Below are 19,474 nucleotides of genomic sequence, written 5' to 3' on the forward strand. Positions count from 1 at the left end.
GGGGCGGGTCGACGCCTGCCCGGGTGACCGGTCGCCCCGCGCCCCACAGCGGCGCATCGACGGCCTAGCCTGGAGCCATGATCCTCCGCTCCCGCGCCACCGGCCGGGCCGTCGCGTACAAGGTCTTCTACCGGCTGCCGGTGTCGGTCCGCCGTCGCCTGGTCCGGCTCGCCGGGCCGAAGTACGTCGTCGGCGCGGTGACCCTGGTCCGGGACAGCGAGGCCGGTGGGGCCGGCCGGCTCCTGCTGCTGCGCCAGCCCCCCGGGCACAGCTGGACGCTCCCCGCCGGGCTGCTCCAGCGCGGCGAGGCGCCGGTCGTCGGCGCGGCCCGCGAGCTGCACGAGGAGTCCGGCGTCCGGCTGCCCCCCGACCGGCTCCGCCCGGCCGTGCCGAACGCCCTGGTGCACACCCGGGGCTGGGTGGACATGGTCTTCGAGGTCGAGGTGCCCGCCTCCACCACGACCCTGAAGGTGGACGGCGCGGAGGTCCTGGAGGCCGCCTGGCACCCGCTGGACGACCTGCCCCGGCTGAGCCGGGCCACCGCCAACCTGCTCGGCCACTACGGCATCGGGCCGCAGGCCGGCCAGCCGGCGACGTGAGCGCACCGGACGGCCTGTGCGCGGTGGTGCTCGCCGCCGGTGAGGGCACCCGGTTACGCCCGCTCACCGCCCGGGTGCCGAAGGCGCTCTGCCCGATCGGCAACGTGTCGCTGCTGGATCGGGCGCTGGCACGGCTCGCCGGCCTGGGCCTGACCGGGCCGGACCGGGTGGCGGTGAACGCCTGCTACCTGGCCGACCAGGTGGTGACGCACGTCGGCGACCGGGCACACCTGTCGGTGGAGCCGGGCGATCCGCTGGGCACCGCCGGCGGCCTGGGCAACCTGCGGGGCTGGATCGCCGGCCGGGGGGTGCTGGTCGGCAACGCCGACGCGTACCTGGCCGATCCGCACCGCGCTCCCGGGCCGGACGTCGCGGCGCTGCTCGCCGGTTGGGACTTCCGGTCCGTCCGGCTGCTCGGCCGCCCGGCCCCGGACCCGACCGCCCCCGGCACCTTCGACGGGCACGTCTTCACCGGCTTCTCGCTGCTGCCCTGGCACCGGGTGCGGGAGCTGCCGGCCCGCTTCGGTGACCTGGTCCGCACGGTGTGGCGGCCGGCGGAGGCGGCCGGTGAGCTGACCGTGGTGCCGTACCCGGGAACGTTCTTCGACACCGGCACGCCCGCCGACTACCTGGCGGCCAACCTGCACGCCGCCGGGGACGGTGGCCTGCTGGTCGCCCCGGACGCCACCGTCACCGGCCGGGCACGGCACGCGGTGGTCGGCGCGGGTGCGGTGGTACGCGGCGACGTGGAGCGCGTGGTGGTCTGGCCCGGCGCGACGGTCGGCCCGGACGAACGGCTCCGGGACGCCATCCGGGCCGGCGACGGCCTCACCGTGCCGGCCTCACCAGGCGGAAGTTGATCGTCGGTGCCAGAATCACCGGCATGCAGCCCTCCGTGCCCCGGATCCCCCTGTCGGTCGGCTACCGGTCGGGCCGGACAGGTCGGGTCGTCTCGTTGCTGGTGCTGGGTGCCATCCTGACGGTGACCTGCGGTTGTGTCGGTGCCTTCATCGGGACCGGCCTGAACGCGGCGACCGGCAACGACAGCTCGGGCAGCGCGACCGTGCCGGCACTCGTGGCGCTGCTGTCGGCCGGGCTGGTCATGCTCTTCATCGGCCTGCTGGTGACCAGCATCGTGCGGACGAGTGCCCGGCTGGAGGGCAGCCGGCTCACCGTGGTCGGCCTCACCACGAAGAGCGTCGACCTGCGGGCCGCCCGGTCGGTGTCGTTGCGGGCCGCGGCCGTCGCGCACACCGGGGTCTCCAGCGACGGCTCGCTGGTCGCCACCGGCGCGGTCACCCGGACCCCGGTGCTCACCGTCACCACCGACACCGGCACGGTCAAGCTGGGGCTGCGCAGCAAGGAGAGCCTGCTCATCCCGCCGCCGGAGATGTACGCCCTGGCCGCCGCGCTGGACACCGCCCGCTGCCCGGGGGCGGCGGAGGCGGCGGGGTGGCTGCGTGCCATGGCCGCCGACCCCCGCACCATGCTGCTCTGACCCCCGCCACCGGCGGCTCTCGTCCCGGCCACCCGCTCTGCCCTGCGCCACCGGCGGCCCTCGTCCGGCTGCTGGCGCTGGCGGGCGAGCGAGCACCACCGACACCATCCGGCACGACCGGCTACCGGCGCTGCGGGCAGGGGAGCCTTCACCACCGACACCATCCGGCACGACGACCGGCCACCGGCGCTGCGGACAGCCAAGCCTTCACCACCGACAACATCCGGCGCGACCGGCCACCGGCGCTGCGGGCAGGGGAGCCTTCACCACCGACACTATGCGGTGCGACGCGTATGCCTGGCTGGCATAAATATGCCAGCCAGGCATACGCCTTCCGTTCGATGTTCACGCCGACGGCAGTCGCGCTCGCACAGACCCCCGGGCACCGGCTCGCTCGCCGGCCGTGGCCCGAGGGCGGGGTTGAATCGGCGCACGGACCGGCTCGACGTACGGGCCACACCGGTTGGAAAGCGAAGCGGCGTAGGACCAACGGGCGGGAGCGACGATCCAGGGGTGAGGTTCAGGGGCCGACATGGCAGGGCGGCAGCGCAGGGCGACAGGGGCCAGCGGCGTGAACGGCAGGGTTGAGGGCGCGCGGGCCAGGGTCGGGGCGCGAGGGCCAGGGATGCGGGGCGGGGACAACCGGGAGGGGCGGGTGGGTACGGCACTAGCATGGTCGACGACACCAGGCCGGCGTCGCGCCGGGCACGACGAACGGAGAATCATCCAGTGATCACCGCGATCGTCCTGATCGACTGCGCCACCGACTCGATCCCCGAGGTGGCCGAGAACCTGGCCAACCTGCCCGGCGTCAGCGAGGTCTACTCGGTGGCCGGGCACGTCGACCTGATCGCCATCGTCCGGGTCCGGGAGTTCGAGCAGATCGCCCAGGTCATCGCCGGCAGTATCTCCAAGGTGCCCGGGGTGCTCGGCACCGAATCGCACATCGCCTTCCGCGCCTACTCCCAGCACGACCTGGAGGAGGCCTTCGCGATCGGCCTGGCCAGCGCCGACTGACCCGGCCCCGCCGACACCATCCCACCGCCGGCATCCGGCCGCCGCCACCCCCGGCCGCCGGCATCCGGCCGCCAACAGCACCGGCCGCCGGTAGCGGCGTGCGCGACGGTGGCACCGGCTGCTGGTGTCCGCGCGCACGATGGTGGCCGGCCCCTGGGGACCGGCCACCATCAGGTGGTACGAGGTGTCAGCTGTTGTCCGGAGCGGGTGTCTCGGTGCTGCCACCCGGCTCCGGCGACTCCGTGGTGCCGCCCGGGGCCGGGGACTCGGTCGGGCCACCGGGTGCCGGCGTGCCGCTGCCGTTCGGGCTCGCGGTGCCACTGGCACTGGTCTGCGGGACCGGGATGCCCAGCTCCTGGGCCAGGGCCACCAGCGCGTCGTAGTGCGCCTGCAACACCGGCAGGGCGTCCTGCGCCAACTGGACCACCGACTGTTCCGAGCCCTGCGAGATCTCGGTCTGGGTGGCCTGGATGGCCTGCACGTGACCGGCCAGCTCAGCGGTCACCCAGGCCTTGTCGAACGCCGCGCCGTTGAGCCCGTTGAGCTTGTCGATGACCTTCTGCTGGTCGGCCGTCGGCGCGCTCGGCAGCGACACGTTGAGCTGCTGCGCGGTGCTCTGCACCGTCTGGTCGAGCTGGGTGTGGTCCGTGACGAACTGCTGCCCCAGCTGCTTGACCTGCTCGTTCTGGCCCTTCTTCTGGGCCAGGTTGCCGGTGACGATCTCCGCCAGGTTCACCTGGTGCACCGCCTGCAGGTACTGGGTGTCCTGCGCCGACGGCTGCGCGGCGGCCTCTGCGGCGGCTGCGGGCGCCAGACCGACCACCGCCAGCGTGGCCAGTAGTCCCAGGCGTTTGATACCCAACATGTTGCCTCCCCGTTTCCGTTGGACCGCACGGATACCCGGCTGGCGGGGGTTATTCCTGGGCTTTCCACCCGTTGGTGGCCGGTCGCGTCGCCGCCGGACCTGCAACGGGTGCCTGCCCCGGTCGGGGACCAACCGGGCCACCAACGGGTGCCGGGCCGGTCGCCTCGCCGTCCGGCCCGGTCGCCACCGGAAACGGACGTCAGCTCACCCGGAACGCCCCGGAAACGGACGTCAGCTCGTCCGGAAACGGGGCTCGGTGCCCCGGAAACGGACGAGACGCCCGCCGGAGTACTCCGGCGGGCGTCTCGGTCGACAGGATCGGGAAGGTCAGCGGCGGGCGTCGCCGCTGCCGATCTGCTCCCGCTCCGGGCGGGGTTCCACCGGCGGGTGCCCCGGCGAAACCGGTGCCTCGACGGGCTTCTCGATCGGGTAGAAGAAGCCCCGGATCGCCGGGCCGAGCGCCCCGAGCCGGTTCATCTTCTTCGGCACCACCCAACCGACGTAGTCCAGCTCGGCGTGGCCGTGGCCGTCGGCTGCGCTGAGCGGCTGGTGGACCTCCTCGAACCGGCCGTCGGGCAGTCGACGGATGATGCCGGTCTCCACGCCGTGGGCCAGCACCTCCCGGTCGTGCTGCTGGAGCCCGAGGCAGATCCGGTACGTGACGTAGTACGCCAGCGGCGGGACCACCAGCAGGCCGATCCGGCCCGCCCAGGTCATCGCGTTCAGGCTGATGTGGAACTTGTCGGCGATCACGTCGTTGGCGCCGGAGAGCGTCAGCACGATGTAGAAGGCGACCGCCATCGCGCCCACCGCGGTGCGGGCCGGCACGTCCCGGGGCCGCTGCAGCAGGTTGTGGTGCCGGTAGTCCTTGAGCTGCCGCGCCTCCACGAACGGGTAGAGCGTGGAGAGGCCGACCAGGATGCCCGGCAGCACGACCGTCGGCCAGAACAGCGGCGGGATGACGTACCCGTCGCCGATCGGGATGTTGATCTCCCAGGCGGGCATCAGCCGGGTCGAGCCGTCGAGGAACATCACGTACCAGTCGGGCTGGCTGGCGGCCGAGACCACCCACGCCTCGTACGGGCCGAAATACCAGATCGGGTTGATCTGGAACAGACCGCCCATCAGCGCGATCACGCCGAAGACGACCATGAAGAAGCCGCCCTGCTTGAGCGCGTAACGCGGGAACATCCGCTCGCCGACCACGTTGTCGTTGGTCCGGCCGGGGCCGGGCCACTGGGTGTGCTTCTGCTTGAACACCAGGCCCAGGTGGGCGCTGATCAGCGCCACCAGCAGACCCGGGATCAGCAGCACGTGGGCGATGAAGAACCGGCTGATGATGATCTCGCCCGGGAACTCGCCCCCGAAGATGGACGAGGTGACCCAGGAGCCGATCACCGGGATCGACAGCATGATGCCCGAGGCGATCCGCAGGCCGGTGCCGGACAGGCCGTCGTCCGGCAGCGAGTAGCCGGTGAAGCCGGCCAGGAAGCCGACCCAGAAGAGCAGCGAACCGATGATCCAGTTGGTCTCCCGCGGCTTGCGGAACGCGCCGGTGAAGAAGATCCGCAGCATGTGCACCACGATCGCGGCCATGAACAGCAGCGCGGACCAGTGGTGCATCTGCCGCATGATCAGACCGCCCCGGACATCGAACGAGATGTCCAGGCTGGAGGCGTACGCGGCGGACATCGGCGTGCCCCGCAGCGGGGCGTAGCTGCCGTTGTAGACCACCTCGGTCATCGCCGGCTCGTAGAAGAAGGTCAGGAACACGCCGGTCAGCAGCAGCACGACGAACGAGAAGAGCGCGATCTCGCCGAGCAGGAACGACCAGTGGTCCGGGAAGACCTTGTTGAGCAGCTTGCGCAGCGGCGTGGCTACCTGGAAGCGGTCGTCCGCTCCCACTGCGGCCTTGCCCGGCACCGCTGCCACGTCAAACTTTCGGCGCTTCATGGCCGCTCCCAGAAGTCGGGGCCGACGGTTTCAGTGTAGTCGGACTTCGCCACGAAGAAACCTTCCTCGTCCACCTCGATCGGCAGCTGGGGAAGCCGCCGGCTCGCCGGGCCGAAGACCGGACGGGCGTTGTCGGTGATCAGGAACTGGCTCTGGTGACACGGGCAGAGCAGCCGGTTGGTCTGCTGCTCGTAGAGGCTCGCCGGGCAGCCGGCGTGCGTGCAGATCTTGGAGTACGCGGCGTAGTTGCCCCACATGTAGTCACCGTGGCCGACCCGCGAGTTGGCCTGCCGGGACTTCTCCGCGTCGCTCTCCCGCAGGTGGATCAGCAGGGTCGGCGAGTCGGCGTGCCGGTTGCTCACGCCGTGGTCGATGCCGGGGAAGACGGTGAGCTGGCCACCGGCGCTGACGTCGGCGGGACGGATCGGCCGGCCGTCCTCACGGACCAGCCGGATCTTCTTGCCGTCGGCCGGCGCGAAGCCGGTGGTGAACATCTGGTTGTTCTTGTGCGGGTTGGAGATCAGGCCGCCGACCAGCGGGGCCGCGGCGACCGCCCCGACCGGCAGCAGGCCGGCGACGAGCGAGACACCGAGCAGCGGACGCCGCCGCACCCCCATCTCGTCGGCCAGGTAGAGCATGGTCTCGCCGGTGATCTTCCGGTCCTCCGACGACCCGGGGCCGTCGTGCCGGTCCTGGATCGAGACCTCCTTGGGCAGCAGCTTCTTGCCCCAGGTGAGGATGCCGAAGCCGATGCCGAGCAGGGCGATGCCCAGGGTGACGCCGAGCAGCGGGGTGTACCACTTGTCGCCGCCCCGGCCCGGCTCGTACTCCCAGGGCCACCAGATGTAGACGACCAGGAACGCGGTCGCGGCCAGCCCGGTCAGCAGGAACATCGCCGCGACCGTACGGGTCAGCCGGCGCTCGGCCTTGCTGCCCGGGACGACCTGCTCCTCGTAGTGGACGATCTCGATGTCGTCCCGGCGGGCCCCCTCGGTGACGATGTCGAACCGGGAGAGCCGGGGGTCGTGGACGTCGAGCGGCTCCCGGTCCTGCGGGGCGTGCTGCTCGGTCTGGGTGCTCATGCCGTCACCTCGCTACGGGCGGTGCCGGCGGCCGGCACCACGGCAATGCTGTCGACGATCCGCCCGGTCACGACTTGCCCGCAATCCACAGGCTCGTGAAGACCAGCGCGACGATGCCCACCAGGAAGATGGCCAGCCCCTCGGTGGACGGCCCGTACCGACCGAGGTTGAAGCCGCCCTGGTCCTGGTCGGCCTTCAGGGACTCCTGGATGTAGGCGATGATGTCCGCCTTCTGCTCCGGGGTGATCTGGTTGTCGCCGAACACCGGCATGTTCTGCGGGCCGCTGAGCATCGCGGCGTAGATCTGCGCGTCGCTGGCCGGGGCCAGGCTCGGGGCGTACTTGCCGGAGGAGAGCGCGCCGCCGCCACCGCCGAAGGCGTGGCACTGCGAGCAGTTGATCCGGAACAGCTCGCCACCGGTGGCCAGGTTCGCGCCCTCGCGGAGGTTGCCCTGCGGGACCTGGGGGCCGCCGCCGAGCTCCTGGATGTACTGGCCGAGCTGGCGTACCTGCTCGTCGGTGAAGACCGGCGGCTTGCGCATGGCCTGCGCCTCCTGCCGGGCCATCGGCATCCGGCCGCTGCCGACCTGGAACTCCACCGAGGCGGAGCCGACACCGATCAGGCTCGGGCCACGACCCTCGACGCCCTGGGCGTTGGGGCCGTGACAGGTCACGCAGCTCACGTCGAACAGCGCCCGGCCCTCGGCCGCGGCGCCGGTCAGCGGCGGGTTTTCCTGCGCCTGCGCGCCCGGGGCGAAGACCGTGTAGGCACCGCCGGCCAGCGTCAGCGCGGCGATCAGCCGGAACGCCGCGCCCAGCCGGCGGCGGCCCCTGCTGCGCGCCGCGGGCCGCCCGCGCAGGCGCGCGAGCAGACCGCGTCGGCGGTCGTTGTCAGAAGTCATGACCTGTGTCCTTAACCGGTTGGACCTTGTCTCAGGGGACGGAGCAGCGGCGCGGAACGTGACGCGCCAAGATCACTGAAGCCAGTAGATCATGGCGTAGAGCCCGATCCACACGACGTCGACGAAGTGCCAGTAGTACGACACGACGATCGCCGACGTGGCCTGGGCAGGGGTGAACCGGCCCATGGTGGTGCGGATCATGAAGATGATGAAGGCGATGAGACCGCCGGTCACGTGCAGGCCGTGGAAGCCGGTGGTGAGGTAGAACATCGACCCGTAACCGTCTTCGTTGATCTTCACGCCCTCGTGGACCAGGGTCAGGTACTCGTTCGCCTGGCCGAGCACGAAGATCAGGCCCATCACGAAGGTGAGCGTGAACCAGCGCCGCAGGGCGTGCACGTCACCCTTCTCGGCCGCGAAGACACCGAGCTGGCAGGTAACCGAGGACAGCACCAGGATCACCGTGAAGGTGGTCGCGTAGGGGATGTTGAGGACCTCGGTGTGCTTCTCCCACTGCTCCGGCGCCGCCGCGCGGATCGAGAAGTACATCGCGAACAGCGCCGCGAAGAACATGAGTTCGCTGGAGAGCCACACGATCGTCCCGACGCTGACCATGTTGGGCCGCGTCAGAGAGTGGATCCGGCTCTTGTCAATGGCTGGGGCCGCAGTCACGCGGTCATTATTGCCCTTGACCGGGGCGGGCGATCAGCGGGGGGCCAAACCCGGGTCAGGGATGGCCCGATCGTGGCGGTCCGGTTCGCCTGGCCTAGCCTGAAAAGCGTGCTGCACGTCGATTCGATCTTCGCCGCCACCTCGACGGCCCCGTCCACCGTAGTGGCGGCGGCCGGCGTCGAGGTACCGCCGCCGTTCGACATCACCCGCGTCTTCACCGAGACCCGGCTGGACAGCTGGCTCGCCCTGGGCCTGGTCCTCGCCGCCGGCCTCTACCTCTACGGGGTGCACCGGCTGCGGCTGCGCGGGGACCACTGGCCGGTGCTCCGTACCGTGTGCTTCCTCGGACCGGGCCTGGGCGGCATCGCCGCGGTCACGGTCAGCGGCCTGCACGCCTACGACACCGCCCTGCTCTCGGTGCACATGGTGCAGCACATGGTGCTGTCGATGATCTCGCCGATCTTCCTCGCCCTGGGCGCACCGGTCACCCTCGCGCTGCGCACCCTGCCGGTCGGCCCGCGAAAGCGGCTGCTGGCCGTCGTGCACAGCCGGATCGCCCGGGTCTACAGCTTCCCGCTGGTGGCGTTCACCATCTTCGTGGTCAACCCGTTCGCGCTCTACTTCACCGACCTCTACCGCTACACCCTCGAACACGCCTGGGCGCACGAGCTGGTGCACGCGCACTTCATCATGACCGGCTGCGTGTTCTTCTGGCCGCTGCTCGGCCTCGACCCGCTGCCCGGCCGCTGGCCGTACCCGGCGCGGGCGCTGCTGATGCTGCTCTCGGTGCCGTTCCACACCGTGCTCGGGCTCACCATCATGCAGAGCACCACCCTGTTCGGCGGCGACTGGTACCCGTCACTCAACCTGGCCTGGTCCGACCCGTGGAACGACCAGGTGGTCGCCGGGGGGATCCTCTGGGCCGGCGGCGAGTTCGTCAGCGTGACGATGCTCGCGGTGCTGGTGGTGCAGTGGGTCAAGCAGTCCGAGCGGGAGGCCCGCCGGGTGGACCGCGAGCTGGACCGGCAGGAGGCCCGCGACCGCGCCGCCGAGGCCGGCACCGCCACCGCCGAGGCCGGGGCCGGGGCTGGGGCTGGGGCCTCAGCCGCGGGGGCCGGAGCCGCCGCCGGAGCCGGAACGAGCCCCGGAAACCCGCATTGAGCTGCCGCGAAACCCGGTCCGCCGGGAGCCGGCAGGCGGGATGTCGAGTACGCCACACCGCCCGGTAGGATCAGCGGCAGCAACGAGGAGTACAGCCCATGAGTGAGCGCAGCGAGCGAGTCATGCTCAGTGCGACGGTGCCTCATCACGGCACGGAGCGAAGCGGAGTGTCGGTATGAGCGATCGTCTCTGCACCGTCCTGCTCTACAGCGACGACCAGCAGGTCCGGGACCGGATGCGGCTGGCCGTGGGCACCCGTCCCGCGCCGGGCATCCAGATCGAGTTCGTCGAGGCGTCCGACTACTTCGGCTGCATCCGGCTGGTCGACGACTACGAGATCGACCTGATGCTGCTCGACGGTGAGGCCAGCCCCGGCGGCGGCATCGGCATCGCCCGCCAGATCAAGGACGACCGGGCGGACGCCCCGCCCACCTGCGTGGTCATCGCCCGCGCCGCCGACCGATGGCTCGCCTCGTACGCGCAGGTCGACGGCGTGCTGATGCACCCGCTCGACCCGGTGACCACCGGCACCACGGTCGCCGAGCTGCTGCGTACGCACGCCGCCGCCTGAGCCGGACGCGCTCGGCGGCGTCCCTGGCGCCCGGGTGACGGGCGCCTCCCGTCCATCACACCCCACGCCGCTCGGGAGGCCCAGCATGGGCGAACGGACCTGGCCGCACCTGCTCAACGCGCTGTTGCGCGGCAACGAGCTGTCCACCGCCGACACCGCCTGGGCGATGAACGAGATCATGGCCGGCGCCGCCACCCCGGCGCAGATCGCCGGTTTCGCGGTCGCGCTGCGCGCCAAGGGTGAGACCCCGGCCGAACTGGCCGGCCTGGTCGAGGCGATGTTCGACAACTCGGTCCGGGTCACCCTGCCGGAGGAGCTGCGCCGGACCGCGGTCGACGTGGTCGGCACCGGCGGTGACCTCGCCCACACGGTCAACATCTCGACGATGACCGCGCTGGTCGTGGCCGGCGCGGGCGTACGGGTGGTGAAGCACGGCAACCGTGCCGCCTCCTCGCTGTGCGGCACCGCCGACCTGCTGGAGCACTTCGGCGTACCGCTGGATCTCGGCCCGGAGCAGGTGGCCCGGTGCGTGGCCGAGGCCGGGATCGGCTTCTGCTTCGCGGCCCGGTTCCACCCCAGCATGCGGCACACCGGTCCGGTCCGACGGGAGATCGGCGTGCCGACCGCGTTCAACTTCCTCGGCCCGTTGACCAACCCGGCCCGGCCGCGGGCCGGGGCGGTCGGCTGCTTCGACGCCCGGATGGCCCCGGTGATGGCCGAGGTCTTCGCCCGCCGGGGCGACTCGGTGATCGTGATGCGCGGCGAGGACGGCCTGGACGAGTTCACCACCGCCGCGCCCACCCGGGTCTGGGTGGCCCAGGGGGGTGCCGTCCGGGAGGCCGTGCTGGACGCGGCCGACCTCGGGGTGCCCCGGGCCACCCTGGCCGACCTGCGGGGCGGTGACGCCGCGCACAACGCCGCCGTGGCCCGCCGGCTGCTGGCCGGCGAGACCGGTCCGGTACGCGACGCCGTCCTGGTCAACGCGGCCGTCGCGCTGGCCACCCAGACCTCGCTGGACGGTGACCTCACCCAGGCGGTACGCGCCGGTATGGCCCGCGCCGCGGAGTCCGTCGACTCGGGGGCGGCAGCGGCCACCCTGGAGCGGTGGATCGAGGTCGCCCGCTCCCTCTGAGCCGCAGCCGTCCCTCCCGCGCCCAACCACCCCCGGCCCTCGGACCGGCCAGCCCCGCCGGGATGCCGTGGCGGGCTGCCCGGATACCGGCGTGACCCGCAGGCCGCCACCCCACTGTCGCCCCGCCCTGCCCCGCCGGTCGCCCTGCCCCGCCGGTCGCCCTGCCCCGCCGGTCGCCCCGCCCCCGCCGGTCGCCCCGCCCCCGCCGGTCGCCCCGCCCCCGCCGGTCGCCCCGCCCCCGCCGGTCGCCCCGCCCCGGTGATCAAGAGCTTTCGGTCAGCAGACCGCGCCGACGTGACCAAAACCTCTTGATCACCGCCTGAACCGTGGGGCGACGGCGGTGACCAAGAGGTTTCGGCGGGGCGGCGGGGCGGCGGGGCGGCGGGGCGGCGGGGCGGCGGGGCGGCGGGGCGGCGGGGCGGCGGGGAATTGTCACCCGGGCGTGGGAAACTACATGAGAGTAGTTTTCTGTTTCCGGTGATGGCGGCACGGTCCATCGGCGGTTTCCGGAGCGAGAGGGGACGCCCGTGTCGGATCGCGAGTTCTACTGCGACACCTGCGAGAGCGTTCAGCTGTTCGAGGTGCCGCCGTGCCCCGACGGCCACGGCGCCGACTGCCCCGAGCTGGCCTGCACCGGCTGTGGTGCGGCGGTGCTGATCGCGACCTTCGCCTTCCAACCCACCCGACTGGCCGACCGCCGCCGCCGGCCGCCAGCCGGTCGTCACGCGGCCTGAATCCGACTGGGGCACCGCCGGCTCCCCCGGCTGAATACCGCCCCGGCCCTACCCGGAAGTCCGGCCCTACCCGGAGGTCCGACCGTGCCCCGGACTCCGACCTGCCCCGGACTCCGACCTGCCCCGAAGTCCGGCCGCTGAGCTGCGTGACAGGATCACCGGATGCTCCGACTCACGGATTTCATCATCGACTGCCCGGACACGATGACGCTGGCGGCCTTCTACTCCGCAGTGACGGATCGCCCGGTCAAGGAGGGCAGCAACGAGGACTGGGCCGGTATCCGGTTCGGCGAGATCGAGCTGGCCTTCATCAGGGTGTCGGAGTACCGCGCCCCGCAGTGGCCCGACGGCGAGCACCCCAAACAGTTCCACCTCGACTTCGAGGTCGATGACATCGAGGCCGAGCAGCGTCGTGTCCTGGCCCTCGGCGCGACCCTGAAGCATGACTTCGTCGGCCCCGACGGCTACGGGTGGCGGGTCTACACCGACCCGGTCGGTCACCCCTTCTGCCTGTGCCGCAACAAGGGTGTCACCTGGACCGACCAGGGACCTGTCTGGCCCGAGCCCGCCTGACCCACCACGCCCGCCTGACCCACCACGCCTCCCTGACCCACTCATCCACCACGCCTGCCTGATCCACTCAACTGAGCCGAAACAGCGGTATCAAGCGCCGGGAACACCGCTACTTCGGCCCTTTGGAGTCGATCATCCGCGACGACAGCAGCCGACGGCCGCACGGCAGACGGCAGACGGCACGCGGCAGACCGCAGCGGGACAGCGGGACAGCAGAGCAGCAGAGCAGCAGAGACAGCAGGACAGCAGGACAGCAGGACAGCAGGACAGCAGGACAGTAGCCGCGGCGGCGGAAGCGGGGCACTGACGGCAGCAGGCAACGACGACCGGCCCGCCTCCCGGGTGGGGAGGCGGGCCGGTCGGGTGATCGGGTCGGTGCCGGGCGCGGCGAGCAGGCTCGCAGCGGCCGGGCCGGTGGGTCAGTGCTCGGCGGTGCGCCGGGTACCGGAGTAGTACTCGAAGAGCAGGCCGCAGGCGGCGAGGATGACCAGCACCAGGCCCAGGCCGAGCAGCCAGAACTGCCAGAACACCAGGCCGAGGCCGGCGATCGCGGCGGCCAGCGCCAGGCCGAACGGCCAGTAGCTGCCGGGGCTGAAGAAGCCGATCTCGCCCGCGCCGTCGGCGATCTCGCCGTCCGGCCGGTCCTCGGGGCGCAGGTCGATGCGGCGGGAGACGAACCAGAAGAAGCCACCGCACATCGCGCAGAGCAGGAAGGACAGCAGCAGGGCCACCGTGCCGACCCACTCGACCTGGCCGCCGGAGTCGCCGTACGTCCAGGCACCGTAGAGGACCGTCGCGCCGAGCAGGAACGCGGCGATGATCAGGAAGATACGCCACTCGGTCTTCATGCCGGATACCTCAGTTTCCCGCGCTCGCGGACGCGTCGTCCGGGTTGAAGTTGTCCTTCGTCCGCCGGGTGTCGAACGGCTGGGTGGTCTTCGCGTACGGGTCCTGACCGATGGCGGTCAGCGCCTCCTGCGTCGACTTGCCGTCCCGCTTGGCCGCCAGGAACTGGTCGTACGCCTCCGGGGAGACCACCCGCAGCTCGAAGTTCATGAAGGCGTGGTAGCTGCCGCACAGCTCGGCGCAGCGGCCCACGAACGCGCCCTCGGTCTCCAGCTTGGAGACCTCGAAGACGTTACGGATCTTGCCGGGCATCACGTCGCGCTTGAACAGCAGCTCCGGCACCCAGAAGGAGTGGATGACGTCGCGGCTGGTCTCCTCGAACCGGATGGACCGTCCGGTCGGCAGCACCAGCACCGGGATGACCTCGCTGGTGCCCAGCACCGACGCCACGGTGTTGGCCTCGGGGCCCTGGCCGTCGCGGTAGTTGAACTGCCAGTTCCACTTGACGGCGACGACCTCGACGACGACGTCGGGGTTCTTCGTCGTACGCACCACGTCGGTCTGGACCACCGCCGTGTAGTAGAAGAGCACCGAGACGATCAGGATCGGCGCGATGGTGTAGAGGAACTCCATCGGCAGGTTGTAGCGGGTCTGCACCGGCAGCTCGTTGCCGCGCTTGCGGTAGCGCACCACACACCAGAAGATCAGGCCCCAGACGAAGACACCAACCGCCAGGGCGGCGATGCAGGAGGCGATCCACAGGTCGTACATCCGGTGCGCCTCGGGGGTGATGCCGCCCTGCGGCCAGCCGAAGCCGTCGACGGAGCGGCCGACGTCACACCCGGTGAGCAGAACCAGCAGCGCAGCTCCGCCGAGGCCGAGCCCGGCGAGCCGGCCAGCACCACGCCGCCGACGCTCACCGGCTCCGGGGGAAGCGCTGTGCCGTACGGCCGACGGCCGTACCTCCGAACTCCTTGCGACCACCTGGTCCTGCCTCCCTAGCACGCCGCGGTGGGGCTTTCCAACAGCACCGACGGCAAAGGCGTCACCGACGGTCGCAGATTACTCGACCATGGCGGGCGCGACCGTGTTGGGGTCGCTGTCCGACCCCATCGGGGGGATCTTGGCCATCCCGACGCGATAGCGTCATCTTTCGTGAGTGCCCACCCGGTCTACCTGGACGCCGCCACCGCCGCGCCACTGCATCCGGTCGCCCGGCAGGCGCTGCTGGCCGCCCTCGACGACGGCTGGGCCGACCCCGCCCGGCTCTACGGCCGAGCCCGCCGGGCGGCCCAGCTCCTCGACGCGGCGCGCGAGGCCACCGCCGCCATCCTCGGCGTCCGCCCCGACGAGCTCTCCTTCACCCCCAGCGGTACGCACGCCGCGCACTCCGCCGTGCTCGGTGGCCTCGCCGGCCGGCGGCGCAGCGGGGCGACGCTGGTGCACTCCGCGATCGAACACTCGGCGGTGCTGCACGCCGCCGAACGGCACGTCGCGGCCGGCGGCACCGCGACCTCCGTACCGGTGGACCGGCTCGGCCGGCTCGACAAGGCCGCCTGGTCGGCGGCGGTGCAGTCACCCGGGGTGGCGCTGGCGGCGCTGATCGGGGCCAGCCACGAGGTGGGCACCGCCCAGCCGGTCGCCGGGGCCGCCGCCGACTGTGCCGCCGCCGGGGTGCCGCTCTACGTGGACGCGGCCCAGCTGGTCGGCCGGGTTCCGGTGCCGTCCGGCTGGTCGGTGCTGACCGCCAGCGCGCACAAGTGGGGCGGCCCACCCGGCGTGGGGCTGCTGGTGGTCCGCAAGGGCACCCGCTGGGAGTCGCCGTGGCCGGCCGACGAGCGGGAGTTCGGGCGTACCCCCGGGGTGGTGAACCTGCCGGCGGTGGTGGCAGCGGCGGCGAGCCTGCGCGCGGCGGCGGCCGACGCGGCGACCGAGGCGGCCCGGCTGACCCCGCTGGTCGACCGGATCCGCACCCGGGTCGCCGCCGACGTGCCGGACGTGGAAGTGGTCGGCGACCCGGTCGACCGGCTCCCCCACCTGGTCACCTTCTCCTGCCTGTACGTCGACGGCGAGGTGCTGCTGCATGCGCTGGACCGGCGCGGCTTCGCCGTCTCCTCCGGCTCCTCCTGCACCTCCTCGACGCTGCGCCCGTCGCACGTGCTGGAGGCGATGGGGGTGCTCTCGCACGGCAACGTCCGGGTCTCGCTGCACCGGGACACCACCGACGCCGACGTCGAACGCTTCCTCACCGAGCTACCCGGGATCGTCGCCGACCTGCGCGCCGACGCCGGCGTGGTGGGCCTGTGACCACCCCGACCGGGCAGGACGGCCCGGGTGGTAGGCCTGCGACCACCCCGACCAGGCACGACGGCCCGGGTGGTAGGCCTGCGACCACCCCGACCAGGCACGACGGCCCGGGTGGTAGGCCTGCGACCACCCCGACCAGGCACGACGGCTCGCCGAGCAGGGCGGGCGACGATGGGGTTGCCCCCGTGGACCGCCCGCCCGGGGCCAGCGACGAGGGGGCCGCAGCGGTGGAGGTGCTGGACTGTCGGGGGCAGCGCTGCCCGCTGCCGGTGATCGCGCTGGCCCGCCGGCTGCCCGAGCTGCCCGTCGGCACGGTCCTCCGGGTACTCGCCGACGATCCGGCCGCCGCCGTCGACATCCCCGCCTGGTGCCGGATGCGCGCCCAGGAGTTCGTCGCCACCACCCCCGACGGCCCCGCCTACGACATCCGCCGCACCCACTGACCCCCCCCCCCCCACGCCCCTCCCCCCTCGCTCTCCCCCGACTTTCTCCCCAGCTCCGCTCCCCCGCCCCTCTCCCCAGCTCCGCGTCCTCCTGCCCGGCTCACCACCCCGCCCCGCTCCCCGTCCCACTGCCCGCCCGTCCCCGCTCCCCACCTCACCCCAACCCCGTCCCCGCCCCCTCCCGCCCCGCCCCCTCCCGCCCCCTCCCGCCCCGTCGATCATGGAGTTGTGGTGGTCGATATGCGGTATATCGACCGTTTCACAGGCACCATAACTCCATGATCGACAGGGGCGGGGGGACGGGGACAGGGACGGGGACGGGGACGGGGGAGCTGCGTTGGGTCACCCTCTTACCGGCCGAGTCGCGCGCTGATCAGGGAGTAGGTCGGTACGCCTGGAGGTCGTCCTACCTAAGCCGATCTGACCACCCCGCACCCCCACCCCCGCCTCCTCGCCTCCGCTCTCGCCCCACCACTGCGCCCCGGTGATCAAGAGGTTGACGTCAAAGTTGATCACTAACTTGACGTAAACCTCTTGATCACCGGGGCGGATGTGGGGGAAGGGCTGGGTGGGGAAAGGGGTGGGTGGGGTTAGGGGGTGGGGTGGTGGGTCAGGGCGGTGATGAGCCAGTTCAGGACGGGGGTCGGGGTGGGCGGTGGGGTCCATCCGTTGACCGCCGCCCGACGCGCTTCCCCGGTCAGGGCAGGCGACGCCTGACGCGCGGGGATCAGGCCAGGTAACGCAGGATGGCCGGGAGCGGGTCGATCGCGATGGTGGTGTCCACGACCAGGCGGGGGCCGACCAGCGGTTCGTACTCCGTGCCGCGCCGTCCGGTCTGCTCCCAGGTCGGGGCGAGCGGGTCCGCGGCGTGCCGGGCCTCCACCCGGCGACGCCACTCCGCCTCGTCGCCGCAGTACACCTCGATCAGCCGCAGCGGCACCCCGGCCCGCGCGGCCAGGTCGAACCAGAGCTCCCGGGCACCGGCCACCGGGTTGACCGCGTCGACCACCACGCTGGTGCCCAGCCCGAGCTGAACCCCGGCCAGCCCGGCCAGCGCGTCGTACCCGGCCAGGGCCGCCCCGTGACCGGTCAGCCCGTGCCGGGCCAGCGCCCGCTCGATCGGGTCGACCGGCAGCACCGGGGCGCCCAGCGAGACGCCGACCTGCCCGGCGAGGGTGCTCTTACCCACCCCCGGCAGGCCGGCGAACACGACCAGCGACTGCGTCATGGCACCAGGTGCGGCCGGACATCCTCGGCGGCGTCGTCCCCGTACGAGTCGGCCAGCCGCTTGACGAACACGTCGCGGCGCACGTCGTACTCCTGGGTGCCGACGGTCTCCAGGACCAGCGCGGCCAGCAGCGAACCGACCTGGGCGGCACGTTCCAGCCCGAGGCCCCAGGACAGGGCGGCGAAGAAACCGGCCCGGAAGCCGTCGCCGACCCCGGTCGGGTCGACGGCCCGCGCGTCCCGGACGATCGGCACCCGGAACGGCTCCCCGGCCCGGGTGGCGATCTCCACGCCGTCCTTGCCGAGGGTGGTGACCCGGACCTTCACCCGCTCCAGGAGCTGGGCGTCGGTCAGCCCGGCCTTGCTCTGCAGCAGCGACTTCTCGTAGTCGTTGGTCATCAGGTACTCGGCCCCGTCGATCAGCGCGACCACGTCCGCGCCGTCCATCCGGGCGAGCTGCTGCGACGGGTCGGCGACGAAGGCGTAGCCCCGATCCCGGCACTCGGCCGAGTGGCGGAGCATCGCCTCCGGGTCGTTCGCGCTGACCAGGACCAGGTCCAGGCCGCCGAGCCGGTCCGCGACGGGGGTCAGCTCGATGTTGCGGGCCTCGCTCATCGCCCCCGCGTAGAACGAGGCGATCTGGCACATGTCGGTGTCGGTGGTGCAGACGAAGCGGGCGGTGTGGGCCACCTCGCTGACGTGCACCGAGTCGCAGTCCACGCCGTGCCGCTCCAGCCAGGAACGGTAGTCGGCGAAGTCGGCGCCCACCGCGCCGAGCAGGATGGGGCTCAGCCCGAGCTGCCCCATGCCGAACGCGATGTTGGCGGCCACCCCGCCCCGGCGCAGCACCAGGTCGTCCACCAGGAAGGAGAGCGAGACCTTGTGCAACTGGTCGGCGATGAGCTGGTCGGCGAAGCGGCCGGGAAAGCTCATCAGATGGTCGGTCGCGATCGAACCGGTCACGGCGATCTTCATGTCAACCCTCGGGGTCGGGAGCACGGCGCGGGTCAGCCTACCGGTCACTCTCAAGCGACGGACGAGGGTCGGACGAGCACCGGCCACCACCTGGTCATCCGTTCGTCACCCGCCGGTCGGCCGCCGAGCCGGCCGGCCGCGACAGCCGGCCCGCACACGACAGACGGCCCGGCACCCGACGCCGACCCGGACGCGACAGCCGCCCACAGACAACAGCCGGCCCCGCACACGACAAGCCGACCCGGACGGGACAGCCGATCCACAGCTGACGAGCCGACCCGCACCCGACAGCCGGCGCGGACGCGACGACGGGGCCGTCCCGGGTCGGGACGGCCCCGTCGGGCGCGACGGGTCGCGACTCAGCTGAACGAGTCGCCGCAGGCGCAGGAGCTGCCCGCGTTGGGGTTGTCGATGGTGAAACCCTGGGCGTCGATCCGGTCGGCGAAGTCGATGGTCGCCCCGGCCAGGTAGGGGGCGCTCATCCGGTCGACCACGACGCCTACGCCGTCGAAGTCGGTGACGACGTCACCGTCGAGCGAACGCTCGTCGAAGAAGAGCTGGTACCGCAGGCCGGAGCAGCCACCCGGCTGCACCGCGACCCGGAGCCGCAGGTCGTCGCGGCCCTCCTGCTCGATCAGGGCCTTGACCTTCTGCGCCGCGACGTCGGTGAGGACGACGGAAGTAGGGGCCTGAGCCTCGGTCGAGTCGGTCTGCGCTGGCGTGGTCACGTGGAAATCTCCCTGCGCGGTATGGGTCCGGACACCCTGGCCAACAGCACGCGACGGCCAGTGATTCCCGGTGTGGTCCAGCTCCGATGGTACGCCGCCCCGGCCGGCACCACCCGGCTGGCGTGATCGCCGCCCCGGCCCGCCCCGCCGGCCACCCACCGGACGACTCCCGGCCACCGCCCGACGGCTC

Annotated in this window: 20 protein-coding genes and 1 pseudogene; 11 read left to right on the plus strand and 10 right to left on the minus strand. The window is 72.2% G+C overall.

Translation table 11 applies throughout. The features are described from left to right. The first annotated feature begins 77 nt into the window (after window positions 1-77). The 4 genes from O7625_RS29185 to O7625_RS29200 all read left to right on the plus strand — a co-directional run bounded on the left by O7625_RS29185 (window position 78) and on the right by O7625_RS29200 (window position 3,114). Window positions 78-599, plus strand: coding sequence for an NUDIX domain-containing protein (locus O7625_RS29185; protein ID WP_067307979.1), 522 nt, complete (start codon window positions 78-80; stop codon window positions 597-599). Beyond that, window positions 596-1,459 (plus strand): sugar phosphate nucleotidyltransferase, encoded by an 864-nt coding sequence (locus tag O7625_RS29190; RefSeq protein WP_282343098.1) that lies wholly within the window; start codon window positions 596-598, stop codon window positions 1,457-1,459. The genes O7625_RS29185 and O7625_RS29190 overlap by 4 nt, the downstream gene beginning before the upstream one ends. A 23-nt stretch (window positions 1,460-1,482) precedes the next feature. Continuing rightward, complete coding sequence (locus O7625_RS29195; protein ID WP_282343099.1) at window positions 1,483-2,097, plus strand: hypothetical protein; 615 nt, start codon at window positions 1,483-1,485, stop codon at window positions 2,095-2,097. Window positions 2,098-2,826: 729 nt separating this feature from the next. Further along, the gene (locus O7625_RS29200) at window positions 2,827-3,114 is read left to right on the plus strand and encodes an Lrp/AsnC ligand binding domain-containing protein (RefSeq protein ID WP_067314680.1); all 288 of its coding nucleotides are present in this window, start codon (window positions 2,827-2,829) and stop codon (window positions 3,112-3,114) included. Between the two features lie 187 nt (window positions 3,115-3,301). On the opposite strand, the gene O7625_RS29205 is transcribed toward O7625_RS29200, so the two are convergent. The 5 genes from O7625_RS29205 to O7625_RS29225 form a co-directional block, all read right to left on the minus strand. After that, a complete protein-coding gene (locus O7625_RS29205; RefSeq protein WP_282343100.1) occupies window positions 3,302-3,979 on the minus strand; it encodes a DUF4142 domain-containing protein in 678 nt (225 codons plus the stop codon). Between the two features lie 327 nt (window positions 3,980-4,306). Further along, the gene (locus O7625_RS29210) at window positions 4,307-5,932 is read right to left on the minus strand and encodes a cytochrome bc complex cytochrome b subunit (RefSeq protein WP_067314685.1); all 1,626 of its coding nucleotides are present in this window, start codon (window positions 5,930-5,932) and stop codon (window positions 4,307-4,309) included. Continuing rightward, window positions 5,929-7,014, minus strand: a complete 1,086-nt coding sequence (locus tag O7625_RS29215; RefSeq protein ID WP_282343102.1) for a Rieske 2Fe-2S domain-containing protein — start codon at window positions 7,012-7,014, stop codon at window positions 5,929-5,931. Before O7625_RS29215 ends, O7625_RS29210 begins: the two co-directional genes overlap by 4 nt. Window positions 7,015-7,081: 67 nt before the next feature. Next, complete coding sequence (locus O7625_RS29220) at window positions 7,082-7,915, minus strand: cytochrome c (protein ID WP_067314690.1); 834 nt, start codon at window positions 7,913-7,915, stop codon at window positions 7,082-7,084. A gap of 72 nt (window positions 7,916-7,987) precedes the next feature. After that, complete coding sequence (locus O7625_RS29225; protein WP_067314692.1) at window positions 7,988-8,587, minus strand: heme-copper oxidase subunit III; 600 nt, start codon at window positions 8,585-8,587, stop codon at window positions 7,988-7,990. Between the two features lie 126 nt (window positions 8,588-8,713). Here O7625_RS29225 and O7625_RS29230 point away from each other — a divergent pair. The 5 genes and pseudogenes from O7625_RS29230 to O7625_RS29250 all read left to right on the plus strand — a co-directional run. Then, window positions 8,714-9,637, plus strand: a pseudogene (locus O7625_RS29230) (cytochrome c oxidase assembly protein); the annotation flags it as partial. Window positions 9,638-9,923: 286 nt separating this feature from the next. Beyond that, window positions 9,924-10,319: a hypothetical protein gene (locus O7625_RS29235; protein ID WP_067314694.1), complete on the plus strand. Its 396-nt coding sequence runs from the start codon at window positions 9,924-9,926 to the stop codon at window positions 10,317-10,319. Window positions 10,320-10,404: 85 nt separating this feature from the next. Then, window positions 10,405-11,451: an anthranilate phosphoribosyltransferase gene (gene trpD / locus O7625_RS29240; protein ID WP_282343107.1), complete on the plus strand. Its 1,047-nt coding sequence runs from the start codon at window positions 10,405-10,407 to the stop codon at window positions 11,449-11,451. 527 nt (window positions 11,452-11,978) lie between these two features. Continuing rightward, a complete protein-coding gene (locus O7625_RS29245; protein WP_282343109.1) occupies window positions 11,979-12,185 on the plus strand; it encodes a hypothetical protein in 207 nt (68 codons plus the stop codon). Window positions 12,186-12,347: 162 nt separating this feature from the next. Then, window positions 12,348-12,758 (plus strand): VOC family protein, encoded by a 411-nt coding sequence (locus O7625_RS29250; RefSeq protein ID WP_282343111.1) that lies wholly within the window; start codon window positions 12,348-12,350, stop codon window positions 12,756-12,758. Between the two features lie 419 nt (window positions 12,759-13,177). On the opposite strand, the gene O7625_RS29255 is transcribed toward O7625_RS29250, so the two are convergent. Together O7625_RS29255 and coxB are read right to left on the minus strand one after the other, a co-directional pair. Then, complete coding sequence (locus O7625_RS29255) at window positions 13,178-13,606, minus strand: cytochrome c oxidase subunit 4 (protein WP_282343114.1); 429 nt, start codon at window positions 13,604-13,606, stop codon at window positions 13,178-13,180. 10 nt (window positions 13,607-13,616) lie between these two features. Continuing rightward, window positions 13,617-14,588, minus strand: a complete 972-nt coding sequence (gene coxB / locus O7625_RS29260; RefSeq protein WP_282343116.1) for a cytochrome c oxidase subunit II — start codon at window positions 14,586-14,588, stop codon at window positions 13,617-13,619. A gap of 171 nt (window positions 14,589-14,759) precedes the next feature. On the opposite strand from coxB, the gene O7625_RS29265 reads away from it, so the two are divergent. After that, window positions 14,760-15,911: an aminotransferase class V-fold PLP-dependent enzyme gene (locus O7625_RS29265; RefSeq protein ID WP_282343120.1), complete on the plus strand. Its 1,152-nt coding sequence runs from the start codon at window positions 14,760-14,762 to the stop codon at window positions 15,909-15,911. 227 nt (window positions 15,912-16,138) lie between these two features. Continuing rightward, window positions 16,139-16,354 carry a sulfurtransferase TusA family protein gene (locus tag O7625_RS29270; RefSeq protein ID WP_282347132.1) on the plus strand — a complete coding sequence of 72 codons (216 nt, stop codon included), beginning with the start codon at window positions 16,139-16,141 and terminating at the stop codon, window positions 16,352-16,354. 727 nt (window positions 16,355-17,081) lie between these two features. On the opposite strand, the gene O7625_RS29275 is transcribed toward O7625_RS29270, so the two are convergent. The 3 genes from O7625_RS29275 to erpA form a co-directional block, all read right to left on the minus strand. Next, entirely contained in the window at window positions 17,082-17,582 is a 501-nt protein-coding gene (locus O7625_RS29275; RefSeq protein ID WP_067314209.1) for an ATP-binding protein, read from the minus strand. Then, entirely contained in the window at window positions 17,579-18,556 is a 978-nt protein-coding gene (locus O7625_RS29280; RefSeq protein ID WP_282343121.1) for a carbohydrate kinase family protein, read from the minus strand. Before O7625_RS29280 ends, O7625_RS29275 begins: the two co-directional genes overlap by 4 nt. 359 nt (window positions 18,557-18,915) lie before the next feature. Then, window positions 18,916-19,284 carry an iron-sulfur cluster insertion protein ErpA gene (gene erpA / locus O7625_RS29285; protein WP_067314213.1) on the minus strand — a complete coding sequence of 123 codons (369 nt, stop codon included), beginning with the start codon at window positions 19,282-19,284 and terminating at the stop codon, window positions 18,916-18,918. Window positions 19,285-19,474 lie beyond the last annotated feature (190 nt).

This window comes from Micromonospora sp. WMMD714, from assembly GCF_029581315.1.
Taxonomy (GTDB): Bacteria; Actinomycetota; Actinomycetes; order Mycobacteriales; family Micromonosporaceae; genus Micromonospora; species Micromonospora rifamycinica.